General features: G+C 64.4%; 18 protein-coding genes. 5 read left to right on the top strand and 13 right to left on the bottom strand.

Translation table 11 applies throughout. The annotated features are described in order from the left end of the window. Window positions 1–9 precede the first annotated feature (9 nt). Window positions 10–630 (bottom strand): TetR/AcrR family transcriptional regulator, encoded by a 621-nt coding sequence (locus tag N551_RS37995; RefSeq protein WP_027567862.1) that lies wholly within the window; start codon window positions 628–630, stop codon window positions 10–12. 668 nt (window positions 631–1,298) lie between these two features. On the opposite strand from N551_RS37995, the gene N551_RS0116470 reads away from it, so the two are divergent. After that, complete coding sequence (locus N551_RS0116470) at window positions 1,299–4,703, top strand: acyl-[ACP]--phospholipid O-acyltransferase (protein WP_027567860.1); 3,405 nt, start codon at window positions 1,299–1,301, stop codon at window positions 4,701–4,703. Window positions 4,704–4,708: 5 nt separating this feature from the next. Further along, a complete protein-coding gene (locus tag N551_RS35560) occupies window positions 4,709–5,422 on the top strand; it encodes a triacylglycerol lipase (RefSeq protein ID WP_051462753.1) in 714 nt (237 codons plus the stop codon). Here N551_RS35560 and tcuB read toward each other — a convergent pair. From tcuB to tcuA, 3 genes are read right to left on the bottom strand one after another with little or no spacing between them, the layout of a single operon-like run. Next, complete coding sequence (gene tcuB / locus N551_RS0116460) at window positions 5,386–6,492, bottom strand: tricarballylate utilization 4Fe-4S protein TcuB (protein ID WP_027567859.1); 1,107 nt, start codon at window positions 6,490–6,492, stop codon at window positions 5,386–5,388. The two genes, N551_RS35560 and tcuB, sit on opposite strands and share 37 nt — an antisense overlap. Before the next feature lie 4 nt (window positions 6,493–6,496). Next, entirely contained in the window at window positions 6,497–7,525 is a 1,029-nt protein-coding gene (locus N551_RS0116455; RefSeq protein WP_027567858.1) for an esterase, read from the bottom strand. 27 nt (window positions 7,526–7,552) lie between these two features. After that, on the bottom strand, window positions 7,553–8,944 hold the full coding sequence (gene tcuA, locus N551_RS0116450) for an FAD-dependent tricarballylate dehydrogenase TcuA (protein ID WP_027567857.1): 1,392 nt from the start codon (window positions 8,942–8,944) through the stop codon (window positions 7,553–7,555). 155 nt (window positions 8,945–9,099) lie between these two features. Between tcuA and N551_RS0116445 the strand changes: the two genes are divergently transcribed. After that, on the top strand, window positions 9,100–9,783 hold the full coding sequence (locus tag N551_RS0116445) for a GntR family transcriptional regulator (protein ID WP_027567856.1): 684 nt from the start codon (window positions 9,100–9,102) through the stop codon (window positions 9,781–9,783). A gap of 13 nt (window positions 9,784–9,796) precedes the next feature. Here N551_RS0116445 and ybaK read toward each other — a convergent pair whose 3' ends face one another. From ybaK to mobB, 8 genes are all read right to left on the bottom strand, one after another. Further along, window positions 9,797–10,270 carry a Cys-tRNA(Pro) deacylase gene (ybaK, locus tag N551_RS0116440; protein WP_027567855.1) on the bottom strand — a complete coding sequence of 158 codons (474 nt, stop codon included), beginning with the start codon at window positions 10,268–10,270 and terminating at the stop codon, window positions 9,797–9,799. A 185-nt stretch (window positions 10,271–10,455) separates the two neighbouring features. Beyond that, on the bottom strand, window positions 10,456–13,224 hold the full coding sequence (fdhF, locus tag N551_RS0116435) for a formate dehydrogenase subunit alpha (protein WP_027567854.1): 2,769 nt from the start codon (window positions 13,222–13,224) through the stop codon (window positions 10,456–10,458). Next, on the bottom strand, window positions 13,221–14,930 hold the full coding sequence (locus tag N551_RS0116430; RefSeq protein ID WP_027567853.1) for an NADH-ubiquinone oxidoreductase-F iron-sulfur binding region domain-containing protein: 1,710 nt from the start codon (window positions 14,928–14,930) through the stop codon (window positions 13,221–13,223). The genes fdhF and N551_RS0116430 overlap by 4 nt, the downstream gene beginning before the upstream one ends. Window positions 14,931–15,175: 245 nt before the next feature. Beyond that, window positions 15,176–15,463: a hypothetical protein gene (locus N551_RS0116425; protein ID WP_027567852.1), complete on the bottom strand. Its 288-nt coding sequence runs from the start codon at window positions 15,461–15,463 to the stop codon at window positions 15,176–15,178. Window positions 15,464–15,554: 91 nt separating this feature from the next. Continuing rightward, window positions 15,555–17,210, bottom strand: a complete 1,656-nt coding sequence (locus N551_RS0116420) for an OFA family MFS transporter (protein WP_027567851.1) — start codon at window positions 17,208–17,210, stop codon at window positions 15,555–15,557. Window positions 17,211–17,528: 318 nt separating this feature from the next. Then, entirely contained in the window at window positions 17,529–17,792 is a 264-nt protein-coding gene (locus N551_RS0116415) for a sulfurtransferase TusA family protein (protein ID WP_027567850.1), read from the bottom strand. 66 nt (window positions 17,793–17,858) lie between these two features. Beyond that, window positions 17,859–19,115, bottom strand: a complete 1,257-nt coding sequence (gene glp, locus N551_RS0116410; RefSeq protein WP_027567849.1) for a gephyrin-like molybdotransferase Glp — start codon at window positions 19,113–19,115, stop codon at window positions 17,859–17,861. 9 nt (window positions 19,116–19,124) lie between these two features. Next, on the bottom strand, window positions 19,125–19,652 hold the full coding sequence (gene mobB / locus N551_RS0116405; RefSeq protein WP_027567848.1) for a molybdopterin-guanine dinucleotide biosynthesis protein B: 528 nt from the start codon (window positions 19,650–19,652) through the stop codon (window positions 19,125–19,127). Window positions 19,653–19,860: 208 nt separating this feature from the next. Here mobB and fdhD point away from each other — a divergent pair, with 208 nt between their 5' ends. Then, complete coding sequence (gene fdhD / locus N551_RS0116395) at window positions 19,861–20,751, top strand: formate dehydrogenase accessory sulfurtransferase FdhD (protein WP_027567847.1); 891 nt, start codon at window positions 19,861–19,863, stop codon at window positions 20,749–20,751. Next, window positions 20,696–21,373, top strand: coding sequence for a molybdenum cofactor guanylyltransferase MobA (gene mobA, locus N551_RS0116390; protein WP_245287785.1), 678 nt, complete (start codon window positions 20,696–20,698; stop codon window positions 21,371–21,373). The genes fdhD and mobA overlap by 56 nt, the downstream gene beginning before the upstream one ends. Window positions 21,374–21,380: 7 nt before the next feature. On the opposite strand, the gene N551_RS0116385 is transcribed toward mobA, so the two are convergent. Continuing rightward, the gene (locus N551_RS0116385) at window positions 21,381–23,330 is read right to left on the bottom strand and encodes a molybdopterin biosynthesis protein (protein ID WP_027567845.1); all 1,950 of its coding nucleotides are present in this window, start codon (window positions 23,328–23,330) and stop codon (window positions 21,381–21,383) included. Between the last annotated feature and the right edge of the window lie 8 nt (window positions 23,331–23,338).

Raw genomic sequence — 23,338 nt, 5'->3', positions numbered from 1 at the left:
CTCAGCACTTTATCGTATGGGCAGAATCCCGAGCCCCGCGAGATGCGCATCCAGAAATTGTTCGACCTGCTGGCGCAGCATTTGCGGCGGTACGGCCACCATACGCTCTTCGAGGCCGAGCGAGATGATCCCGTGCACGGCGGAAAACAGGGTGCGTGACAGCAGCGCGATCTGCACGTCGTCTGCATTGGGAAGCAGCCGCACCAGGGGCGCATGCATCAGCGCGAAGGCGTCCATCACCATCTGAAGGATGTCATCGGGGTAAGGGCGGTCGTCCTCCATCCGATGCTCGAACAGCGAGCGCAGCAGATTGGCGTTCGTCGCGAAGAATTCGAGGTAGGTCGCGGCCAGCCCGTGGAGCTGGCGAACGGGATCCTCGGCCGGAACCTGGCCCAACCGCAACGTCAGCGCCTTAACGGTCTCCCGATTCACGGTCAGGATCACCCCGTCGAAGTCGCCGAACTCGTTATAGACGCTGCCAACCGAGCAGCTGGCGGTGTCCGCGACTTCCCGGACTTTCAACGATTTCAATCCCTTAGCTGCAATAATGCCGCGAGCGATCTCCACGATCTGCTGCCGCCGGCGAGACCTTTTTCGATCTCGCAACGATTCATCTTGAACATTGTTCATTTTCAGGATACTCATTTGAACAATGTTCAAGTTAACCCGGAGACCTGCAAAATGCAAACCCTCGCTGTTGATATCGCTTCCACCTTCGTCGATGACGCCACAGCTCTCGTGACCGGATTTGGCCGCGCCCTCCTGCGGTTCGCGACGGGGCCGATCGATCGTATCGCAAATGCCTGCGACATCGCCGGTGTCCTGACTGAGCGCCGCGCGACCTTCCGGATGTGGCGGGCCAACCGTGGCCGTGCCCGTCATGAGGGCCGCCGCATTAGCCTGCTCGGCCGCCTCTCGCCCTTTCGCCGCCTCGCCCACCTCACCTGAGGCGAGCGCAGCCGGCACGTTCGGGTCGCCCCGAATGCAATATCAAACCGCAAGGAAAGACTTACCATGTCCCGACATTCGAGCCGATGCCGCGGCCTTCGACGATGCGGTCAGGTTTCCCTCAGCGCCCTGAGCAATATCCTGGCAGGCGCAGCCTGTCTGGATAAGGCCGCAACCGAACCATTGCGAACCAAACCACGCCACGCGGAGACCAACAGGATCGGAAGGTAAGCGCGCAGAGCAGGCCGGGGCGACTGTCGTCAACCCACAATAGCCCGTCGCATATCCTCTGGACCCAAAGTCCATCCGACAATGAAACTTCAGGCAGCCTTTCCAAAACAGGACTAGTCATGATCAGGGATTTGATGTCGTCACGCCGCTTCGCGCCGCTGTTCTGGGCGCAATTCTTCTCGGCGCTGAACGACAACGTGCTCAAGAACGCACTCGTCATCATCCTGCTTTACAGTGCCGCGACCGGCCACGGCGGTGCACTGGTGACGGTCGCAGGCGCCGTCTTCATCTTCCCCTATTTCATTCTGTCCGGGCTCGGCGGCCAGCTCGCCGACAAATACGTCAAATCCGTCGTCGCAAGGCGACTCAAATTCGCCGAGATCTTTGCCGCTGGCTTTGCCGCGGCCGGCTTCTTCCTGCACTCGGTGCCGCTGCTGTTCGCAGCACTCGCACTGTTCGGCGTCATCGCTGCGCTGTTCGGTCCCGTGAAATACGCGATGCTGCCGGACCAGCTCGAGCTCGGCGAGCTCGCGACCGGCAACGCGCTGGTCGAAGGCGCGACCTTCATGGCCATCCTGCTCGGCACCGTTGCCGGCGGCCAGTTCGTGGCCGGCTCCGCGCATATGGGCTGGGTCGCATCGGCCGTGGTCGTGCTGGCCCTGCTGTCCTGGGCCTTCGCCTCCCGCATTCCCGCGACGACGCCGTCTGCACCCGATCTGCCGGTCAACGGCAATCCGTGGACCTCGACGCTCGGCCTGCTAAAGACGCTGCACGCCGATCACCGGCTGTGGGACGGCACCGTGATCGTCTCCTGGTTCTGGCTGGTGGGCGCCATCGTGCTCTCACTGCTGCCGGCACTGGTCAAGGAGGTCATCGGCGGCACCGAGGGCGTGGTGACGTTGTGTCTCGCAATCTTCGCAATCGGCATCGCCATCGGCTCGCTGTTCGCCGCGAATCTGAGCCACGTTCGCCCGAACCTCGCGCTGGTGCCGATCGGCGCCATCATGATGGGGTTTGCCGGCATCGACCTCGCTTGGGCGATCGGCGTGACCGCCAAGGGCCAAGACATCACCGCCGCCGACTTCGCGACCTCGTTCGCGGGCCTGCGCATGCTCCTCGACTTCGTCGCTTTCGCATTCGGCGGCGGCCTGTTCGTCGTTCCGTCCTTCGCCGCCGTCCAGGCCTGGTCCGCCCCCTCCGAGCGCGCCCGCATCATCGCCGGCGGCAACGTGCTACAGGCCGCCTTCATGGTGGCCGGCTCGCTGTTCGTCGCGCTGCTGCAGGCCGGCGGATTGCACATCGGCTGGATCTTCTTCGGCCTCGGCGTCGCCAGCTTCGGCGCGGTCTGGTTCGTGCTGACGAAGTGGGGCAAGGAAGGCGTGCGTGACTTCGGCGGGCTGCTGTTCCGCGCGCTGTTCCGCACCGAGGTCCGCGGGCTGGAGAACCTGCCGCCTGCTGGCACGCGCATGCTGATCGCGCCCAACCATGTCAGCCTGATCGACGGGCCGCTGCTGCACGCCGTGCTGCCGATCGACGCGAGCTTCGCGGTCGATACCGGCATCGCCAAGGCCTGGTGGGCCAAGCCGTTCCTGCGGGTAGTCAAGCACTACACCATGGACCCCAGCAAGCCGCTGGCCGCGCGCGACCTCATCAAGCTCGTCGCCGCCGGAGAGCCGGTGGTGATCTTTCCGGAGGGACGCATTACCGTCTCCGGCTCGCTCATGAAGGTCTATGACGGCACCGCGATGATTGCGGACAAGGCCGACGCAGTCGTCGTCCCGGTCCGCATCGAAGGCGCCCAGCGCTCGCATCTCAGCTATCTCAACGGCAGCCAGATCAAGCGCTCGTGGTTTCCGCGGGTGACCGTCACCATCCTGCCGCCGGTCAAGCTTCCGGTCGATCCATCGCTCAAGGGCAAGACGCGCCGCAACGCCGCGGGCGCAGCACTTCAGGACGTGATGATCGACGCCATGGTGAAAAACGCCATGCTCGATCACACCCTGTTCGAGGCGCTCGGACACGCTTACCGCGATCGCGACACCGGCAAGGTCATCATCGAGGACGCGCTCGGCACCAAGCTGACCTATCGCAAGCTGATCCTGGGCGCGCAGGTCTTGAGCCGGAAGCTGGAGAACGGCACCGTCATTGGTGAGAATGTCGGCGTGCTGCTGCCGAACTCCGCAGGCGTCGCCGTCGTTTTCATGGCGCTGCAAAATATCGGCCGGGTGCCCGCGATGCTCAACTTCTCGGCCGGCCCGGTCAACGTGCTTGCCGCCATGAAAGCCGCACAGGTCAAGACCGTGCTGACGTCCAAGGCCTTCATCGAGAAGGGCAAGCTCGACAAGCTGATGGCGGCAATCTCCGCGGAAGTTCGCGTCGTCTATCTCGAGGATGTCCGCGCCTCGATCGGCACGGCCGACAAGATCAAGGGTCTGCTCGCCGGCACCGCGCCGCGCGTCATCCGCCAGGCGACCGATCCGGCCGTCGTGCTGTTCACGTCGGGCTCGGAAGGCACGCCCAAGGGCGTTGTGCTCTCCCACCGCAACATCCTTGCCAACGCCGCACAGGCGCTGGCGCGGGTCGATGCCAATGCCAACGACAAGGTGTTCAACGTGCTGCCGGTGTTCCACTCGTTCGGGCTGACCGGCGGAATGATGATGCCGCTGCTCGCGGGCATTCCGATCTACATGTACCCCTCGCCGCTGCACTACCGGATCGTGCCCGAGCTGATCTACCAGACCGGCGCCACCATCCTGTTCGGCACCGACACGTTCCTCACCGGCTACGCCCGCTCGGCGCACGCCTATGACTTCCGCACCCTGCGTCTGGTGATCGCCGGCGCCGAGGCGGTCAAGGATCGCACCCGGCAGGTGTTCATGGAACGCTACGGCATCCGCATCCTCGAAGGCTATGGCGTCACCGAGACCGCGCCGGTGCTGGCGATGAACACGCCCATGGCCAATCGCCCCGGAACGGTCGGCCGCCTGTCGCCGCTGATGGAAAGCCGCCTCGACCCGGTCCCCGGCATCGAGGAAGGCGGCCGCCTGTCGGTGCGCGGCCCGAACGTGATGCTCGGATACTTGCGGGCCGAAAGTCCCGGCGTGCTCGAACCGCTCGCCGAGGGCTGGCACGACACCGGCGACATCGTGGCGATCGACGCTGCCGGCTTCATCACCATCAAGGGCCGCGCCAAGCGCTTTGCCAAGATCGCCGGCGAAATGGTCTCGCTGTCGGCGGTCGAGAACATCGCGACGACCCTGTGGCCGCAGGCCGCATCGGTCGCGGTTTCGATCCCGGATCCGCGCAAGGGCGAGCGTATCGTGCTGCTGACGACGGAAAAGGGTGCCGAGCGCAGTGCAATGCAGGGCCAGGCCAAGGCCATCGGTGCATCCGAGTTGACCGTTCCCGCGGCGATCATGGTGGTGGACAAGGTGCCACTGCTCGGCACCGGCAAGACCGACTACGTCACCGCAACGACAATGGCTCGCGAGCAGGCGTCTGGACCAGAGCGCGAGGTGGCATAAGCGAGATGCACGAGGCGCCTCAATCAGGCGACGCGCGATGCCCAGGAGTGGTTCTGCTTCACGGCATCGCGCGAACCTCGGCATCCATGAAAAGTCTTGAACGGGCGCTCCGGGCAAGCGGCTTCGCAACGCTCAACATCGACTATGCCAGCCGCCGCAAGCCGATCACCGCGTTCGCGGACGATATCCATCCAGAGGTTGCCCGCTTCGCCGAACGTGACGCGCCGCTGCATTTCGTCGCGCATTCGATGGGCGGTCTGGTGACGCGCGCCTATATCGCAAAATACCGTCCGGACCGGCTTGCCGGCGTGGTGATGCTGGGCACGCCGAACGGCGGCAGCGAGGTCGCCGATCTCCTCAGCCGATATCGCCTCTACAGCGCATTCTACGGCCCAGCCGGACTCGAGCTCACCACCACGTCTACGCCCCGGCCCGACGCCCTTCCCCCCGTGGACTATCCCGTCGGCGTGATCGCGGGAAACCGCTTCATCGATCCCGTCGCAGGTCTTTTCGTTCTGCCGAAGCCGAATGACGGACGGGTCTCGGTGCAAAGCACGATGGTTGCCGGCATGACCGACCATATCGTCGTGAAGGCGTCCCATACCGGACTTCCGCGTCACGCCGCCGCGATAGAACAGACGATCGCTTTCCTGCGCGACGGCCGCTTCCGACCGTCTGAATCTCAGGAGCCTGCTTCACTGCGCCGCTCCTGCGCGTAACGCACCAGTGCTGCGAAGCGATAGATGCCGTGCACGAACTTGCCGTAGGGCATGGTGATGAAAAGCGCGAAAACTGCGCCCAAATGCAGCGACAGCAGCGGGCCCATGGCGGCGGTGTCCCGCAAGAGCAGAAGCAGCATGCCGGTGAACCCGGTCAGGAACAGCATGGCGATAAAGCCGACATCCATGCCGTAGCGCTGCTCGTCGAGCAGCGCCGGATCGCGCCGCATCTTGGCGACGAACAGGCCGATCGGCCCGATGATCAGGCCGATGCCACCGAGCGTGCCGAGCACCACCGGCAGATCCCACCACGGATACGGCGCCTCGCGGCCGAGCAGATAGTGATACAGCGTTGCGACCGACGTCGCGGCGAAGCAGAGCAGGAAGCCGTAGAATGTAAGGTGATGGAAAAGCTTGCGCCGGTCGGTCGGCTTGTCATCCTCATTGTAGCAGCCGACGCCGCCACCGTGGAGATAGCGCAGCTCACCAGCGTCGCGTATCGCCTGAAAGATCGAGCGACCGTCCGCACGGCCGCCGATCGGCGGACCGATATCTCGCCAGAAGGCACGCACGCTCATCACCAGCGCGAAGATCGCATAAAGGAAGGCAGCGCTGAACAACGCCGCCATCGCGTTGTGCGGCATCAACTTGTAGAACGCGCCGGGGCCGGTGTGCACGCCAAACAGCACGCTGCGGTCGTTCAGGGCAGCGAAGCCGAGGATGAAGGCGGCCATGCTGAGCGCGGCGACGATGCTGATGACGAGACCGTTACGCGCGAAGGCACCGGACAGCGCGTGCGGCCAGGCATAGGCCGCGTAGGATTCTGCGCGCGCGATCGCCAGCGTCTGCGGGACGTTGACGTTGAATTCGTGCGGCGGCGAGAACTGGCAGTCGACGTAGCAGGCGCCGCAGCCATGGCAGAGATTGGCGAGATAATTGAGGTCGCCATCAGAGAAGGCGCGCCGCATCTCCATGGCGGGAAACACCGCGCAAAGACCCTCGCAGTAACGGCAGGAATTGCAGACCGTCATCAAGCGGTCGGCTTCGTCCAAAATTCTGGTTCCGTGCATGGCTTTACTTCGTCAGACCTTTGCCCTCGAGCCATTTCTGAATCAGGGCCGCGACCTCGAGGTTGTTCTTGTCCATCATCACCATATGCGAATTGCCTTTGATGCCGGCCTGTGGGAGATCGACGATGTCGACACTGCCCCCGGCTGCCTTGATGGCGTCCGCAAAGGCGATGCCATTGGCGCGGATCTTGGGCCAGCGCGAATCGCGCTCGATATAGTCGCCGTAGATGATGAGGGTCGGGATGTTCTTCAGCACATCCGCCTTGGCGGGATCGCCGATGCCGGCCGGCTCGATCGCAATCAGCGCCTTGACCTTGTCGGGACGGGCTTGCGCGACCTTGAAGCCGAAGGTGCCGGCTTGGCTGTGGAACAGAAGCACCGAGGGGCCGACGCGATCGATCTCGGCGATATAGGCGGCGATGGTCGCATCGTCGGTCGTGGTCCAGCGCGGTACGTTCTGCTTGACGAAATTCTCGTAACCCTCGACGGGGAACTGGTTGCCCGGCAACAATTTTCGCTTGGCGGGATCGGGATCGTATGAGTTCGGTCCATCGCCGATGCGGAAACGCTCGAACGGATTGGCCGTGGTCAGGAAGACCGGCTCGCCTTTGAAGATATCGGGGTATTGCGCCCAGCCCGCGCGTCCGCGCTCTACCGCGTCGGAATTATAGACCGCCCACCCCTTGCGCAGAAAATAATTCAGCCAGCCTTCGCGTCCGTCCGGCGTGGTCTCGTAGGTGACGCCGGTCAATCCCCCGCCGTGCCACATCAGCAAGGGATAGGCACCCTTCTCGTTGGCGGGCAGGAAATACTGCACGTACATCTGCTCGACCTGATACGTGCCGTTGGGATCGACCTTGGCCGGCACGCCGCCGGGCGCGAACACGACCTCCCTCACCGCCTTGCCCGAGATTTCGACAAGACGCCCCCCGACATGGAATGAACCCATGTCTCGCAGCGTGATCGGCTCAGCCGCGTGGGCGTGGCCGATGATCAGCAGCGCCGCAATCGCGGCAGTGGCAATGCGTGACATGGTTTCTCCCTCTGCCTTTTCTTCGCCCTAGTTCTTGGCGTGGCGCGCCGCTTCCCGCCCTGCAATCCGTCCGAACACGCTGCCGATGGTCATGCCCATGCCGGCGGCATAGCCCTTGCCGAGCACGTTGCCGGCCATGATCTCGCCGGCCGCGAACATGTTCGCCGACGGCTTGCCGTCGGCCATCAGCATCCGCGCTTCCCTGGTCACGCGCGTGCCGAGATAGGTGAAGGTGATGCCGGGCCGCACCGGATAGGCAAGATAGGGCGGCGTCTCGATCCGCCGCGCCCAATGCGTCTTCTGCGGCGTGATGCCTTCGGTGCGGCAATCGTCCAGAATGGTGTGGTCGAAGGTGCCGGGCTGCACCGCGGCGTTGAATTCGGTGATGGTCTTTTTCAGTGTGGCCGGATCGAGCTCGAGCTTGCCGGCGAGCTCAGCCACGGTCTGCCCGGCGATCGGAGGAAACAGCGTCGGCATGAAGCTGGTGACAACGGTCGAGTCGAAGATGATGTAGGCGATCTGGTCGGGCTGCGCGGCCACCAGCCGACCCCAGATCGCGTAGCGCTTCGGCCAAATGTCCTCGCCCTCGTCGTAAAAGCGCTGCGCGTGCTTGTTGACGACGATGCCGAACACGACCGAATCGTGCCTTGTGATGATGCCACCGTCGAATTTCGGCGCGCGGGCGTCGATCGCGACCGCATGGCATTGGGTGGGATCGCCGACCTCCTGCACGCCCTTGGCGAGCAGCACCTTCAGGATCGAGCCGCGGTTATAGGGCGTGCCGCGGATCAGGAAATTGTCGGCGGCGTCGCCCCAATATTGCTTCAGCCATTCGATGTTGGCCTCGAACCCGCCGGCGGCGGCGACCAGCGACGTCGCGCGTATCTCGGTGTCACCCTTGATCGGCCGCTTGAGGCGAGCGGCGAGAAACATGCCGTCCTCGATCACGAGGTCGGTGACCTCGGCGTCGTATTCGACTTTGACGCCGAGCTTCTCGGCGGTGAGATAAAGTGCGTTCAGCATCGCGCGACCGCCGCCGAGAAAAAAGGAGTTGGTGCGGCCGAGGCTCAGCGTGCCGCCGAGCGAGGGCTGCCAGCGCACGCCCTGCTCCACGATCCAGCTCAAGATGTCCTTGGATTCGCGGATCATGTGACGGGCGAGCACCTCGTCGGTCTGCCCGCCGGTGACGCGCAGGAGATCCTCCCAAAACTCCTCCTCGGTGTAGGGGCCGGTGAGGATTTCGGTTGCCTCGTCATGGGCGCAACGCATGTTGCGGGTGTGGCGCGTGTTGCCGCCGCGATAGAATTTTGGCGCGCCTTCGAGCACCAGCACCGATGCCCCACTGCGTCGCGCGCTGATCGCCGCACACAGCGCTGCATTGCCGCCGCCGATCACCAGCACATCGTATTTGCTGATCATGCCGTCTGCCCGATGCGACGAAGTTGGAGACATTCTGCCCCGCCGGCGGCCCGGTCAATCCGGCTTGCCATTGCGCACCTTTGTATACAAAGATATACAGAAATCCAGCAAGCGCCATCGCTGCATGGGCAGGATGCGCGAGCCCACGGGGACGCATGGCAAGACGCCCGACAAAGGCAGGCGGCTCGATCGCGCGCGGCGGCGGCGTGGCGCTCGGCGAAGCCGTGTTCCGCTCGCTCTGCGAGGCGCTGCAGGCCGGCAGCTACCGTGCGGGCGACCGCCTGCGCGAGGAAGAGGTCGCCCAGCGGCTGAAGGTCAGCCGCACCCCGGTGCGGGAAGCTCTCGGGCGGCTTGCCGCACGCGGGTTCGTCGAACCTGCCGGCGGCCGCGGCCTGATCGTACGCAACCTCGACATCTCTGAGGTGCTCGAACTCTACGCCATGCGCGAGATCATGGAGGGTGCCGCTGCCCGACTTGCGGCCGAGCACGCCTCGACGCTCGAAATCGATGCACTGAGGGATATCGAGCAGGCCTTTGTCGAAGCATCCGCGACCGACGCGGCCGAGATGGCGAGGCTGAATCGCGCGTTTCATGAGGCGATCTGCCGCTCTGCGCGCAACCGCTATCTCGACAACGCATCAGGCGAATTGCAGGACTGGATCGCCCTGCTCGGTCCGACCACGTTCACCGTATCGGGCCGCCCCTCGGCCAGCCACGGCGAGCACCGGGCCATCATCGACGCCATCGCGGCTCGCGACGGCGGTAAAGCGGAGCAGCTCGCGCGCGCACACATCCGCGAAGCGCTGCGCTGTCGGCTGAAGCTGTTGCAAAAGCAGTAGCAGAGCGCGGCGCTCAGGCGACCAGTTCTGCGGCAATCGCCTTCAACACGTCCCGCACATCGCCTGGACTGAGCCGCACCTGCAGTCCGCGCTGACCGCCATTGACGTACACATAGTCATGTGCGAGCGCGCTCTGCTCGATCAAGGTGCGCACGGGCTTCCGCTGCCCGAACGGGCTGATGCCGCCAACCTTGTAGCCGGTGAGGCGCTCAGCCTCCGGCGGCTTCATCATCTGCGCCGACTTGCCGCTGAAAGCGGCGGCGAGCTTCTTCATCGAGACTTCCTGGTCGGATGGGACGATCACGCAGACCGGCTTGCCGTCGATCAGCGCCATCAGCGTCTTCAACACGCGGGCGGGGTCTTCGCCAAGCGCAGCAGCCGCCTGGAGGCCGATGCTCTCGGCATCGGGATCGTAGTCGTAAGCGTGGACGGTGAAGGCAACGTTGGCGGCTGTGAGCGCGCGTGTGGCTGGGGTGGCTTTGGACATGGACGATGTTTACCACCGCCGCTGCGAGGAGCGAAGGGACAGGTACGGCGCAGTCCTTCCTCGAGTCGTCCTGGCGAAAGCCAGGACCCATTACCTCAGGGAGGCGTTTTGGGAAGACTCTTAGTGCGCCAGGACGACGCCGGGGTGTTGGATGATCCCCGCGCCGCCTAACGACCGCCGCTGTCCTACTCCGCCGCGTCGCGCATTTCGGCGCGCTCGGCCCTGGCCGCGCAGAACTTGAACTCCGGGATCTTGCCGAACGGATCGAGCGCCGGATTGGTCAACAAATTCGCCGCCGCCTCTGCGTAGCAGAACGGCATGAAGACCATATTCTCGGGAACGTCGCGGTCGGAGCGGACCTTGACCTCGACCGCGCCGCGGCGGGTCTCGAGCCGGATGAAATCGCCCGGCGCAAGCTTTTTCCTGTGCATGTCCTTTGGCGACATGAAGGCGACCGCCTCGGGCTCGATCTGGTCGAGCACCTGCGCGCGGCGGGTCATGGAGCCGGTGTGCCAGTGCTCCAGCACGCGGCCGGTCGAGAGCACCATCGGATATTCGGCGTCGGGAATCTCGTCCGGCGGGATGACGTGAGCCGGCACGATCTTGCCGCGGCCGCTCGCGGTCGGGAAGCCCGTGGTGAAGATGATCTCGTTGCCGGGCATGTCGGGACCATCGACGGGATAGGTGACGGCGCCCTCGCGGACCAGCCGCTCCCAGGTGATGTTCTTCAACGACGGCATCAGCTCTGCCATCTCGGTGAAGACATCGCCGGGACCGGCATAATTCCACGGCAAGCCCATGCGCTTGCCGATCTCCTGGATGATCCAGAGATCCTGCCGCGCATCGCCGGGCGGCTTGATCACCTGGCGCGCGAGCTGTACGCGGCGGTCGGTGTTGGTGAAGGAGCCTTCCTTTTCGGCAAACGCCGAGGCCGGCAGGATAACGTCGGCGTGGAATGCGGTCTCGGTGACGAAGAGATCCTGCACCACGAGATGATCGAGCATGGCGAGCGCCTGGCGCGCATGCTGGAGATCGGGGTCGGACATGGCGGGGTTCTCGCCCTCGATATACATGCCCGTGATCTCGCCGGCGTGGATCGCGTTCATGATCTCGACCACAGTCAGGCCGCGCACGGGATCGAGATCCTGGCCCCACAGCTTCTCGAAGGCACCGCGCATGTCGTCGCGGCCGACCGGCTGATAGTCCGGCAGGAACATCGGGATCAGGCCGGCATCGGAAGCGCCCTGCACGTTGTTCTGGCCACGCAGCGGATGCAGGCCGGTGCCGGGGCGGCCGACCTGGCCGGTGATCAGCGCCAGCGCAATCAGGCAGCGCGCATTGTCGGTGCCGTGGACGTGCTGGCTGATGCCCATGCCCCAGAAGATGATCGACGACTTCGCCCGCGCATAGGTTCGCGCGACCTCACGCAGGGTCTGCGCCGGGACGCCGCAGATCGGCTCCATCTTCTCCGGGGTGAACTCCTTGATCTTCTCCTTGAGGTCCTCGAACCCCTCGGTGTAGCCGGCGATGTACTGATCGTCGGTCAGCCCTTCGGTGATGATCGTGTGGATCATCGCGTTCAGCATGGCGACGTCGGAGCCCGGCTTGAACTGCAGATGATTGGTCGCATGGCGCGACAGCGTCTGCCGGCGTGGGTCCATGACGAACAGCTTGGCGCCGTTCTGCTTGACCGCATTCTTGATGAAGGTCGCGGCGACCGGATGATTGACGGTCGGGTTGGCGCCGATCACGATAATGACCTCGGCGTCCATCGCAGCCGAGAACGGCGCCGACACGGCACCAGAGCTCAGGCCTTCGAACAGCGCCGCGACCGACGAGGCGTGGCACAGACGGGTGCAATGGTCGACGTTGTTGGAGCCGAAGCCGGTGCGCACCAGCTTCTGGAACAGATAGGCCTCCTCGTTCGAGCCCTTCGCCGAGCCGAAGCCGGCAAGCGCCTTCACGCCCTTCTCGTCGCGGATCTTGACGAGGCCCTTGGCCGCGATGTCGAGCGCTTCTTCCCAGCTCGCTTCGCGGAAATGCGTGAAGGGATTGGCCGGATCGACCTGGTCGTTGGAATCCTTCTTCGCGTTCGGCAGCCGCACCAGCGGCTTGGTCAGTCGATGCGGATGGTGGATGTAGTCGAAGCCGAAGCGGCCCTTGACGCAAAGGCGGTTGTGATTGGCCGGGCCATCGCGGCCCTCGGCATAGATCACCTTCTCGTCCTTGACCTCATAGGTCACCTGGCAGCCGACGCCGCAGAACGGGCAGAGCGAATCCACCTTCTTGTCGGCATAGACGACACGGGTCTGCGCCTCGTCGAGCATCACGGCCGGCATCAGCGCTCCGGTCGGACAGGCTTGCACGCATTCGCCGCAGGCGACGCAGGTGGACTCGCCCATGGGATCGTCGAAATCGAACACGATTTTCGAACCATGACTGCGATAGGCCATGCCGATGACGTCGTTGACCTGGACCTCGCGGCAGGCGCGCACGCACAGGCCGCACTGGATGCAGGCGTCGAGATTGACGCGCATCGCCGGATGGCTGGCGTCGGTCGCCCAACGCTCTGCGGCGGGGAAGCGGCTCTCGGTGACCCCTGTGGTTTCGGCCCAGTGCCAGAATTTGGACTCCGGATCGTGCGAGGTCTCGCGCGCCGGCTGATCGGCGACCAGCAGCTCCATGACCATTTTTTGCGCGGAAACAGCGCGCGCGCTCTCGGTCTTCACCTTCATGCCGACCGATGGCGTGCGCTTGCAGGACGCCGCGAGCACACGCTCGCCCTCGATCTCGACCATGCAGGCGCGGCAATTGCCGTCGGGGCGATAGTCGGGCGCGGGCGAATAGCACAGATGCGGAATCTCGCGGCCCTGACGTTTTGCAACTTGCCAGATCGTCTCGCCTGCATTGGCCTCGACCTGCTTGCCGTCGAGCTCGAACGTAATCTTCGTCATTCGGCCGCTTCCTTGAACTCGTCAGGGAAATATTTGATCACAGTGGACAGCGGATTCGATGCCGCCTGTCCAAGCCCGCAGATCGAGGCATCGCGCATCGCCTGGCTCAATTCGTCCAGGAGAGCGCGGTTCCAGACCGGTTGCTGCATCAGCAGTGCGGCCTTCTGGGTTCCGACGCGACACGGCGTGCACTGGCCGCAGCTCTCGTCCTCGAAGAACTTCATCAGGTTCAACGCGGCCGCGCGCACGCTGTCCTTCTGCGACAGGATCACGATCGCGGCAGAGCCGATGAAGCAGCCGTATTTTTCCAGCGTGCCGAAATCGAGCGGGATGTCGTCCATCGCCGCCGGCAGGATGCCGCCGGACGCACCACCCGGCAGGTACGCATAGAACTGATGGCCGTCGGCCATGCCGCCGCAATATTCCTCGATCAGCTCGCGCACGGTGATGCCAGCAGGCGCGAGCTTCATGCCGGGATTCTTGACGCGGCCCGAGACCGAGAAGCTGCGCAGGCCGTGACGCTCATGGCGACCGTGGCCCTTCCACCAGTCGGCACCCTTCTCGACGATGTCACGCACCCACCACAAGGTCTCGATGTTGTTGATCAACGTCGGCAGCCCGAACAGGCCGACCTGGAATGGATAAGGCGGCTTGTGCCTGGGCAGGCCGCGCTTGCCCTCGATGCTTTCGAGCAGCGAGGATTCCTCGCCGCAGATATAGGCGCCCGCGCCGCGGCGCATGTGCAGCGTCGGACCGCCCGGCGGCAGCTTTGCGATCTCGCGTTCGAGGATTTCGCGCGAGGCTGGATATTCGTCGCGGAGGTAAATGTAGATATCCGAGGCCTGCACCACATGCGCGCCGATCAGCATGCCCTCGAGGAAGCGGTGCGGATCGCTCTCGAGATAGACGCGATCCTTGAACGTGCCGGGCTCGCCCTCATCGCCGTTGATCGCCATCAGCCGCGGGCCGGGTTCACCAAGCACCGCACGCCATTTGCGGCCCGTGGGGAATCCAGCGCCGCCGAGACCGCGCAACGAGGCGTCATCGAGTGCCTTCAGCAGGTCGTCCGTCGCTAGCTCGCCCGAGCGCAGGCGATTGAGCAGCTTGTAGCCGCCGCCGGCGACATAGGCGGCATAGCCGACATATTCGGGCAGATGCGCGTGGGTGTCGCCAGCCTTCGCCGCCGCCGTGACACTGGCGACCGTCGCATGCTCAACAAAGTTGTGTCCGACTTCCGCGGCCGGCGCCGTGTCGCAGCGACCGACGCAGGGCGCACGCACCACGCGGATGCCGGGACCGGACGCGTCCTGCAAATCGGCGAGCAGCTTCTCCCCGCCGAGCATCGCGCAGGTCAGCGAATCGCAGACGCGGATCGTCAGCGGCGCGATATCGGGCTCGCCTTCCTTCACCACGTCGAAATGCGCATAGAAGGTTGCGGTCTCGAACACCTCGGCGAACGCGAGCTTCATCTCGTCGGCGAGCGCGGCGAGGTGCGCGGCCGAGATCTGGCGATACTTGTCCTGGATCAGATGCAGATATTCGATCAACAGGTCGCGCCGCCGCGGCCGGTCGCCGAGCAGCTCCTCGATCTCGTGCGCTGCAGCAGGATCGACCTGCCTCCCCTTGGGCGTGGACTTGGCGCGCTTCCGTCCCTGGCCGGGATGTTCGAACTCGCGAACCTTGTGAACGTCTTCGTTGCTGCTCATGGAGACGTCGCGTTCTCTTTAAATGCGTGATCAGTCTAGGCCGGATCGCCAAAGCGATCAGCCTTCGTTTCCCGATTCGATCAGCGGAACACCGGTTCTGGGTCCCGCCGACCAAGCCAAATTCGAAGCAACTCTAGTCTCTGGTATGCCAGATGCAAGACAATTTAGAGCGTCTCTAGAATGATTTAGGAGGCAGGCGGTCGCCCGCCATGCCCCTTTACGCGTGCGCCAGACGGAACCCGATCTCAGGTCTTGCTCATGCACTCTTCGATGTAGAACCAGCGGTCATCGCCGGCGAGGCCCTTGGCCTTCACGTCGGCGCGGCAGGCTTTCAGCTTCGGCTTGTTGGCAGCCCATTTCGCCTTCATGTCTTTCAGCTTTTGCATGGTGAGTTTCATCTTGCCAGGCTTGGCTTCGGTCGTTGCAGCAGGCGCCGCCGGTGTCGTTGTCGTCTGCGCGGATGCGGCATGAAGGCCAGCGACGAGCAACACGGCCGCAAGGCCAATTCGAAGGCAAGTTCGGGTGCGAATCATTTCAATCCCCCTAAGTCCCATTCTTGATGATGTCTGAAGGCCAACGAAGCGGAACGCCTGATGAGCATCCCGCTTCTGTTTCAACGGCGGATCAGAAGATTTTGACCGCGCTCTCCAACGTCTTCCAGACACCCCAAAGCAGGGGGACGCCGACGAAGGCCCAGAACAGCGCCGCCTTGGCGTCAAGCCCGCCAAATCCGATGCCGTAGGAGCCGTGCGGCCCCGCGGCGGCGGCGTTGGCGCTTGCCGCCTGCAACTTGGCGACATCAGCCTCCTTCATGTGCCATTTCGAATCGACCGGCTTGATTAGGTAGTTGCAAATCAGGCCCGCGATCAGCATGGCGCACAGGATGTACATGGTGGTGTTGTAGAGCTGGTCGCGCGGCACGCCTGCCGCGAGTTGGAACTCGCGGATGTAGTTGACGACGACGGGGCCGATAATGCCCGCGGTGGACCACGCCGTCAGCAGCCGGCCATGGATGGCGCCGACGAACTGGGTTCCGAACATGTCGGCGAGGTAGGCCGGCACGGTGGCGAAGCCGCCGCCATACATCGACAGGATGATGCCGAAGCCAAGCACGAACAGCAGCTTCGAACCCATCGCCGCAAAAGTCGGCGCCAGCGCGTAGAGCACGATGCCGAGGATGAAGAACGTATAGTAAGTATTCTTGCGCCCGATCTTGTCCGACAGCGATGCCCAGAAGAAGCGGCCGCCGATGTTGAACAGCGACAGCAATCCGGCGAAGCCCGCGGCGATCGCGGCAATCTGCGCCTTCTGTCCCGCATCAAGCGCATTGAAGCCGACGCTAGGCAGGCCGATCAATTTGCCGGCGAAGATCTCCTGGAGCATCGGTGAGGCCATGCCGATCACGCCGATGCCGGCCGACACGTTCAGGCACAGCACCCACCAGATCAGCCAGAACTGCGGCGTCTTGTGCGCATCATTGAGATGGACGTTGGCCTTCGAGATCATCGCGTTGGCCTTCGACGGCGCGGTCCAGCCCTCGGGCTGCCAGCCGGGCGGCGGCAAACGATAGCGGAACGCGCCGATCATCATGAACACGAAGTAGATGATGCCCATCGTGACGAAGGTCTCCCAGACGCCGACCGAGGTCGGGGTCTTGAAGTAGTTCATCAACAGGTTAGCCAGCGGCGCGCCGATCATGGCGCCGCCGCCAAAACCCATGATGGCCATGCCGGTCGCCATGCCGCGGCGGTCCGGGAACCACTTCACCAGCGTCGACACCGGCGAGATATAGCCAAGGCCGAGACCGATGCCGCCGATCACGCCCGAACCCAGCCACAACAACCAGAGCTGATGGGTGTAAACCCCGATCGCACCGAGGAAGAGGCCGCCGCACCAGCACAGCGCCGAGACGAAGCCGGCCTTGCGCGGGCCCACGCGCTCCAGCCAGCCGCCCCAGACCGCAGCCGCGATACCGAGCAGCACGAAAAAGAGCGTGTACATCCATCCCATGCTGGCGACCTTCCAGTCGCAGCTGGTCGTGAACAGCTCCTGAAACAGCGACATCTCTGCGCACGCCTTCGGCGCGGTCACTCCGATCGCGCGCGACAGCGGCAGCCAAAACACCGAGAAGCCGTAGGCCATGCCGATGCAGAGATGGATGCACAGGGCGGCCGGTGGCACCAGCCAGCGATTGAACCCCGCGGTCGCGATGGTCCGCTCGCGATCCAGAAAACCTGCGCCGGCACCCGAAAGTGTTCCAGCGCTCTCGATGGTAGACATGCATTCCTCCCCTGAAGCCGCCCTTCTGAACGGCCTGCCACGACGGTCCTGTTCCTCAGCCTGCAGCGCAGCCTTTGTCCCTGCTGCTCCGCACAATGATCGACGCGCGCCAGGATCGTCACGCGCATCCGAGACGTTAAACCCCTAACCTCGGGGGCTATGCCCGACGCCACGGCCGGGCTTCTTTCGATGGCCCATTTGCTCCGCACATCGCAGGCAAGACTCGACCTCCGCGTCTCGGCGGAGGAACTCAATTGGGGCAGAAGTGGTGATCGATGTCGATAGACAAAAGGTAGGTATCAACCGAGTGACCGCCGGCTAAGTGGGCGGCGCACCATTGAAATTTTCTATCGATCGATTGGCCTTCTCAATCAAGAACACGATACGCGCGTCGTTGCGCTCGGTGATCTCCACCGTGTCGCCGGTCTCTCGGATCAGGTTCGGAATGTCAATCACCGACAGGGGATCGGTGCAGTACACTTCGAGCTGATCGCCCGGCTGCAACGGCTTCAGCGCTTTGCGCGTCTTCAGGGCGGGCAGCGGGCATTTCAATCCGGTGAGATCGAGCGTCGTTCTGGTCATCGGCGCAACATGGCGCGAGGGGTCGATGGCGTCAACGCTTGGACAGCGCCAACATAGCACTCAGACTCAGAGCAAATCGGCATAGGACAAGAAACCCACGCTCTGCCCCGGCTCGACACGCGTAACCTCCTCATCGAGCTCGATGAGGCCGTCGGTGTCGACCAGAGAGGATAACAGCCCCGCGCCCTCGCGTGGAAACTTGATTGCCTCGAGTGCGCCGTCCTGCATGCGCCGCAAGGAGGCGCGAACATACTCGCGACGACCCGCCTTCTTCTTGTAGGTGAACGCCGCGCGCACCGGGATCGGCAACGGCGGCGCCTGCAGGCTGCCCGCAAGCGCCAGCACCGTCGGCCGCACCACATGCACGAAGGTGACGAAACTCGCGACGGGATTGCCCGGCAATCCGATCAGCGGCGTGCCCTCGATGATGCCCATCGCCACGGGCCGTCCCGGCTTGATCGCCATCCGCCACAACACCAGCGAGCCGATGCTCTCGACTGCCGCCTTGACGTGATCCTCTTCCCCGGTCGATACGCCGCCGGTGGTGAGAATCAGATCGTGCGTGCCGGCGACTTGCTTGAGGCCATTCGCAAGCGAGATACGTTCGTCGCGCAAAATGCCGAGATCGCTGACGTCGCAGCCGAGCCGGCGCAGCATCGCCATCAGCATGAAGCGGTTGGAGTCGAACAGCTGCGAGGCCGCGCGCGGCTCGCCGGGCGAGGCCAGTTCGTCACCGGTCGAGAACACCGCGACACGGATGCGCCTGACGACGTCGAGCCTGACCAGGCCGAACGCCGCCGCGAGCGCGACATGCTGCGGCAGCAAGCGCTGGCCTGCGCGCAGCGCAATGTGGCCTTGGGGAATGTCCTCTCCCGCAGGGCGGACATTCGTACCCGGCTTCAGCCCCGGCGGCAGCACAATTCGGCCGGCATCGTCGACGCGGACGTCTTCCTGCATGAAGACGGTTTCGGCATCCGGCGGCATCGGCGCGCCGGTGAAGATGCGCGCGGTGCGGCCGGCCTTGATCGGCGCCAGTGCCAGACCGCCGGCCTGGATGCGGCCGTCGAGCGGGAGTGCCCGCTCGGCGCTATCAGGAAGATCTGCGTTGCGCACGGCGTAGCCGTCAACAGCGGAATTGGTGAAGGGCGGCAACGGCAGCGGCGCCGCGATATCTCGAGCCAGCACGCGCCCATCGGCATCGATGAGCGCCACGGCTTCGAGATCGACAATCGCGTTGACGCGCGTCGTGATGAGACCAACGGCCTCGTCGACCGACATCATCGGTCCGCCGAAGGCAAAACAATCGTCCGACAGTTGCGCCATGGTGCCTCGTCAGCGCATCGCGGCGCTTTTCGCGACCGCTTCCTCGACCGGCATCGCCGCGCGCAGCAGCAATTCCGCGGCCGCGGCGATATCGTCGAGATGGACGGTCGGCAGTCGGGTTTCAATGGCGACATCGGCCGCGATCCCGAAAATTCCGGGATCATCGGGAAACAGCAACGGCTTGTCGTTGGCGGCGCGATGCACCTCGATCTTGCGATGCGGCTCGCGCTTGAAACCCTCGACAACGACGAGATCGACGGCCGACAATTTGCTCAACAGTTCCGGCAGACGCGGCTCCGCCGCTCCGCGCAATTCGTGCATCAGCGCCCAGCGATTTGACGAAGCAACCAGCACCTCGGCCGCGCCGGCCTCGCGATGGCGCCAGGAATCCTTGCCGGGCACGTCGACGTCGAACTGGTGATGCGCATGCTTGATGACAGAGACGCGCAAGCCAAGCGCATGGAAATGCGGGATCAGCCGCGTCAACAACGTGGTCTTGCCCGCACCGCTCCAGCCTGCAAGGCCGATGACTTTCATTCCAGCTCCGTCTCCGCGAGCGACCCGGTCCTTGATGGAACCACCCTCTCCTCCGTCATTGCGAGCGCAGCGAAGCAATCCAGGAATGCATCCACGGCGGCAGCCTTGATTGCTTCGCTTCGCTCGCAATGACGAATAGGCGGCATTTCGTTCTCTCGCTAGCATGCTTATATCGGCTTGACCCGAATGTCATGCTAACGTCGCGGCCATGATGAAAATCGACAAAGCCCCAACGCCCCTGATCGTCCCTGACACGGACGACCCGCGTCTCACCGAGAGCGTGACCGGGACCGACCAGTCCGGCGCCAGGATCGAGATCAAGGTGCCGGTGGAGCGCCCCCTGACGCTCTACCTGAATTCGCAGGAGATCGTCACCATGATGACGATCGGCGACTATCCGGAGTATCTGGCGCTGGGCTATTTGCTCAACCAGAATATGCTGAAGTATAATGACGCGGTCACCGAGGTCGAATACGACGACGACCTGCAGGTGGTGGTGGTGCGCACCGAGCACCACACCAATTTCGAAGCCAAGCTGAAGAAGCGCACGCAGACATCGGGCTGCGCGCAGGGCACCGCCTTCGGCGATCTGCTGGAGGCGGTCGAGAGCGTCGCGTTGCCGAAGGCGGAGCTGCGTACCTCCTGGCTCTACCAGATGACCCAGACCATCAACACCATGCCCTCGCTCTATCTGGAGGCCGGCGCGATCCACGGCTGCGTGCTGTGCAGAGAGGGCGAGCCGCTCTGCTACACCGAGGATGTCGGCCGTCACAACGCCGTCGACAAGATCGCAGGCTGGATGTACCGCCACGGCGTCGATGCATCCGACAAGATCCTTTATACCACCGGACGGCTCACCTCCGAGATGGTGATCAAGACTGTCCGCATGGGAATTCCGATTTTGGTGTCGCGCTCCGGCTTCACCGCCTGGGGCGTCGATCTCGCCCGGCAGGTGGGCTTGACCCTGGTCGGCCGCGCACGCGGCAAACGGTTCATCGCGTTGTCGGGGGCAGAGCGCATCGTCTACGACCAGAACCTCGCTTATGTCGAGGAGGAATCGGCCAAGCACAAGCGCAAGGGTGAAAGTGGTGACGATTAGCTTTCCGACCACGCAAGGCGTGCTGCTCGCCGGCGGCCTCGCGCGGCGCATGGGCGGCGGCGACAAGCCGATGCGCACCATCGCCGGCCGCACCATCCTGGAACGCGTAATCGCACGCCTGAAGCCGCAATGCAGCGGCCTGATCCTCAATGCCAACGGCGATCCCGACCGCTTCGCTCCGTTCGGTTTGCAGGTCGTTGCCGACGACGTGCCCGGCTTTCCCGGTCCGCTCGCCGGCATCCTTGCCGCGCTCGACTGGACCGCGGCGAACCGGCCTGAGGTGGAATGGGTGCTCAGTGCCGCCGGCGACTGTCCGTTCCTGCCGCGAAATTTGATCGCGCGCTTGCATGAAGAACGCATCGCGGCGAATGCCGAGCTCGCCGTTGCGGCGTCAGGTGGCCAGTCGCATCCGGTGATCGGCTTGTGGCGGGTTGGCTTGCGCGACGAACTGCGTCACGCGCTGGTGGTCGAGGATCTCCGCAAGATTGACCGCTGGACCGCACGCTATCCGCTCGCGACGGTGACGTGGCCGACGGAGCCGCTCGATCCGTTCTTCAATGCCAACACGGTCGAGGATATCGCGGAAGCCGAGCGGCTGGCCGCACTGGATGCGGCGTCCTAACCAAGCTCTACGCCGGCCGGAATCCGGCCCGCTCCAGCGCGGCGCGCGCTTCGTCCGAACCGAGTGCGGCGAGAAAGGCCTGTACCGCAGGACGCTGCTTGCGCGCCGTCACCAACGCGAAGTCATAATGTTCCTCCGCGAGCGGAATGAAACCGAGGCCGACCGCATGGGCGACCGGCGCAATGGTCACGCCCCAGTCGACGCGGTGCTGTGCGACCGCCGCGGCCACCGCGTTGTGCGAGCGTGGCTGGTTCCAGTAGCCTTCCGGGCGCGCGCCACCGAGCAACCGCTCGATCAGGATGCGCGTGCCGGCGCCCTGGTTGCGGTTGACCATGATGCAGGAGGAATCAGCGAGCGCCGCGACGACGGCGTCCTTCGCGCTGTGGCCTTCGAAACGCTTGTCGCCCTTGCGAAACACGATGCCCTGCATCCGCCGCCAGCCTGGCACGAGCTCGAGCCCTTCGACGAGGTAAGGCGTATTGTAAGTCTCGCTCTTGTCGTCGAACAGATGGATCGGCGCCAGATCGCATTCGCCGCGCCGTGCCGCCGCAAGTCCGCCGAGACTGCCGACCGCGATCGAGCGCACGGTCAGGCCGGCATGCGCAAGTTGCGCCGTGACGAGATCGAGGCCGGTGCAATGGCTGCCGACGATCACGAGATCGGGCACCCGCACATGCGGCGTGAAAAGCGTCACTTCGGCTTCGCTCCCGGCCGGCATCTGGTCGGCGAGCGCGTCGATGCGCAGAAAGCCGTCGGCCTGCGCGAACGACGTGATCGCACCGGACCCCTTGCCGGAGGGATAGGCGATCAAGCCGTCCTTGCCATCTACCAGCGAGACCATGACGAATTCGGTGCGGCCGAGCTCGGAAGCAATGCGCACTGGCACGGTCGCGTTGACCCTGGCATCGGAGCGCGGCGGCAGTCCGGCCATTTTGCGCAGCACCGGCACGATCATGTCGTGAAAGGTGAACATCGCCGAGGTCGGAAAACCCGGCAGGATCACGACCGGCTTGCCGTCGCACACCGCAAGGCACAGCGGCTTGCCGGGCTTGAGCGCAATGCCATGCGCGATGATGCCGGGCTGGCCGAGCCGGCCGATAATGCGATGAGAGAGATCGCCTGCGCCTTTCGACGTGCCGCCGGAGAGCACCAGCAAGTCGGCGTCCGCCAGCGCACGCCGCATGGCGGCTTCGAGCTGAGCGTCGTCGTCGGGAATGGCGCCGAGGAAAACCGCCTCACCGCCGTTCTCGTCGATCGCAGCAGTGACGATCGCGCCATTGGTATCGTAGATCGCAGCGGGCGCGAGCACCTCGCCGGGCTGAACCAGTTCGTCGCCGGTGGAGATCACGGCAACACGAGGTTTGCGCATGACGCTCACCTCGGCAATGCCGCAAGCCGCCAGCATGCCGACCTCGCGCGAGCCGATAATTGTGCCGGTGCGTAGCAGCGCCTCTCCGCGCGCGATATCGGATCCTGCGTAGGATATGAATTGCCCGGGCGAGGCCGCGCGACGGACGTCGATCGCACCCGATCCCGCCGGCTGGGTATGCTCGACCATGACCACGGCATCGGCACCGCGCGGCAGCGGACCGCCGGTGGCAATCGGCGTTGCCGTTCCCGCCGCCACTTGCAGCGCCGGGACGGTGCCGCAGTGAATAGTCTCGCCATTCAACCCGAGGCGAACCGGCGCGCCTTCGCCGGCTGTCGCAAGGTCCGCCGAGCGCAGCGCAAAGCCGTCGACATTGGAACGGTCGAACGGCGGCACGTCGATCGGCGCAGTGATGTCTTCAGCGAGCGACGCACCGAGCGCAGCACCGAGTTTGCGCGTTTCGCTTAAAAGAGCGCGCGGGAACAGCGCGGCCTCGAAGCGAGCCAGGGCCTCCTCGCGGGAAAGGATTTTGAGGAACTGTTCCTGTTCGAGCGCGCTGCGGACTTGCGATTGCGGGATCATGGTCATGCTGAACC

It is taken from the genome of Bradyrhizobium sp. URHA0013 (assembly GCF_000518345.1).
Lineage (GTDB): Bacteria > Pseudomonadota > Alphaproteobacteria > Rhizobiales > Xanthobacteraceae > Bradyrhizobium.
This window is presented reverse-complemented; position numbering and strand designations above follow the sequence as displayed.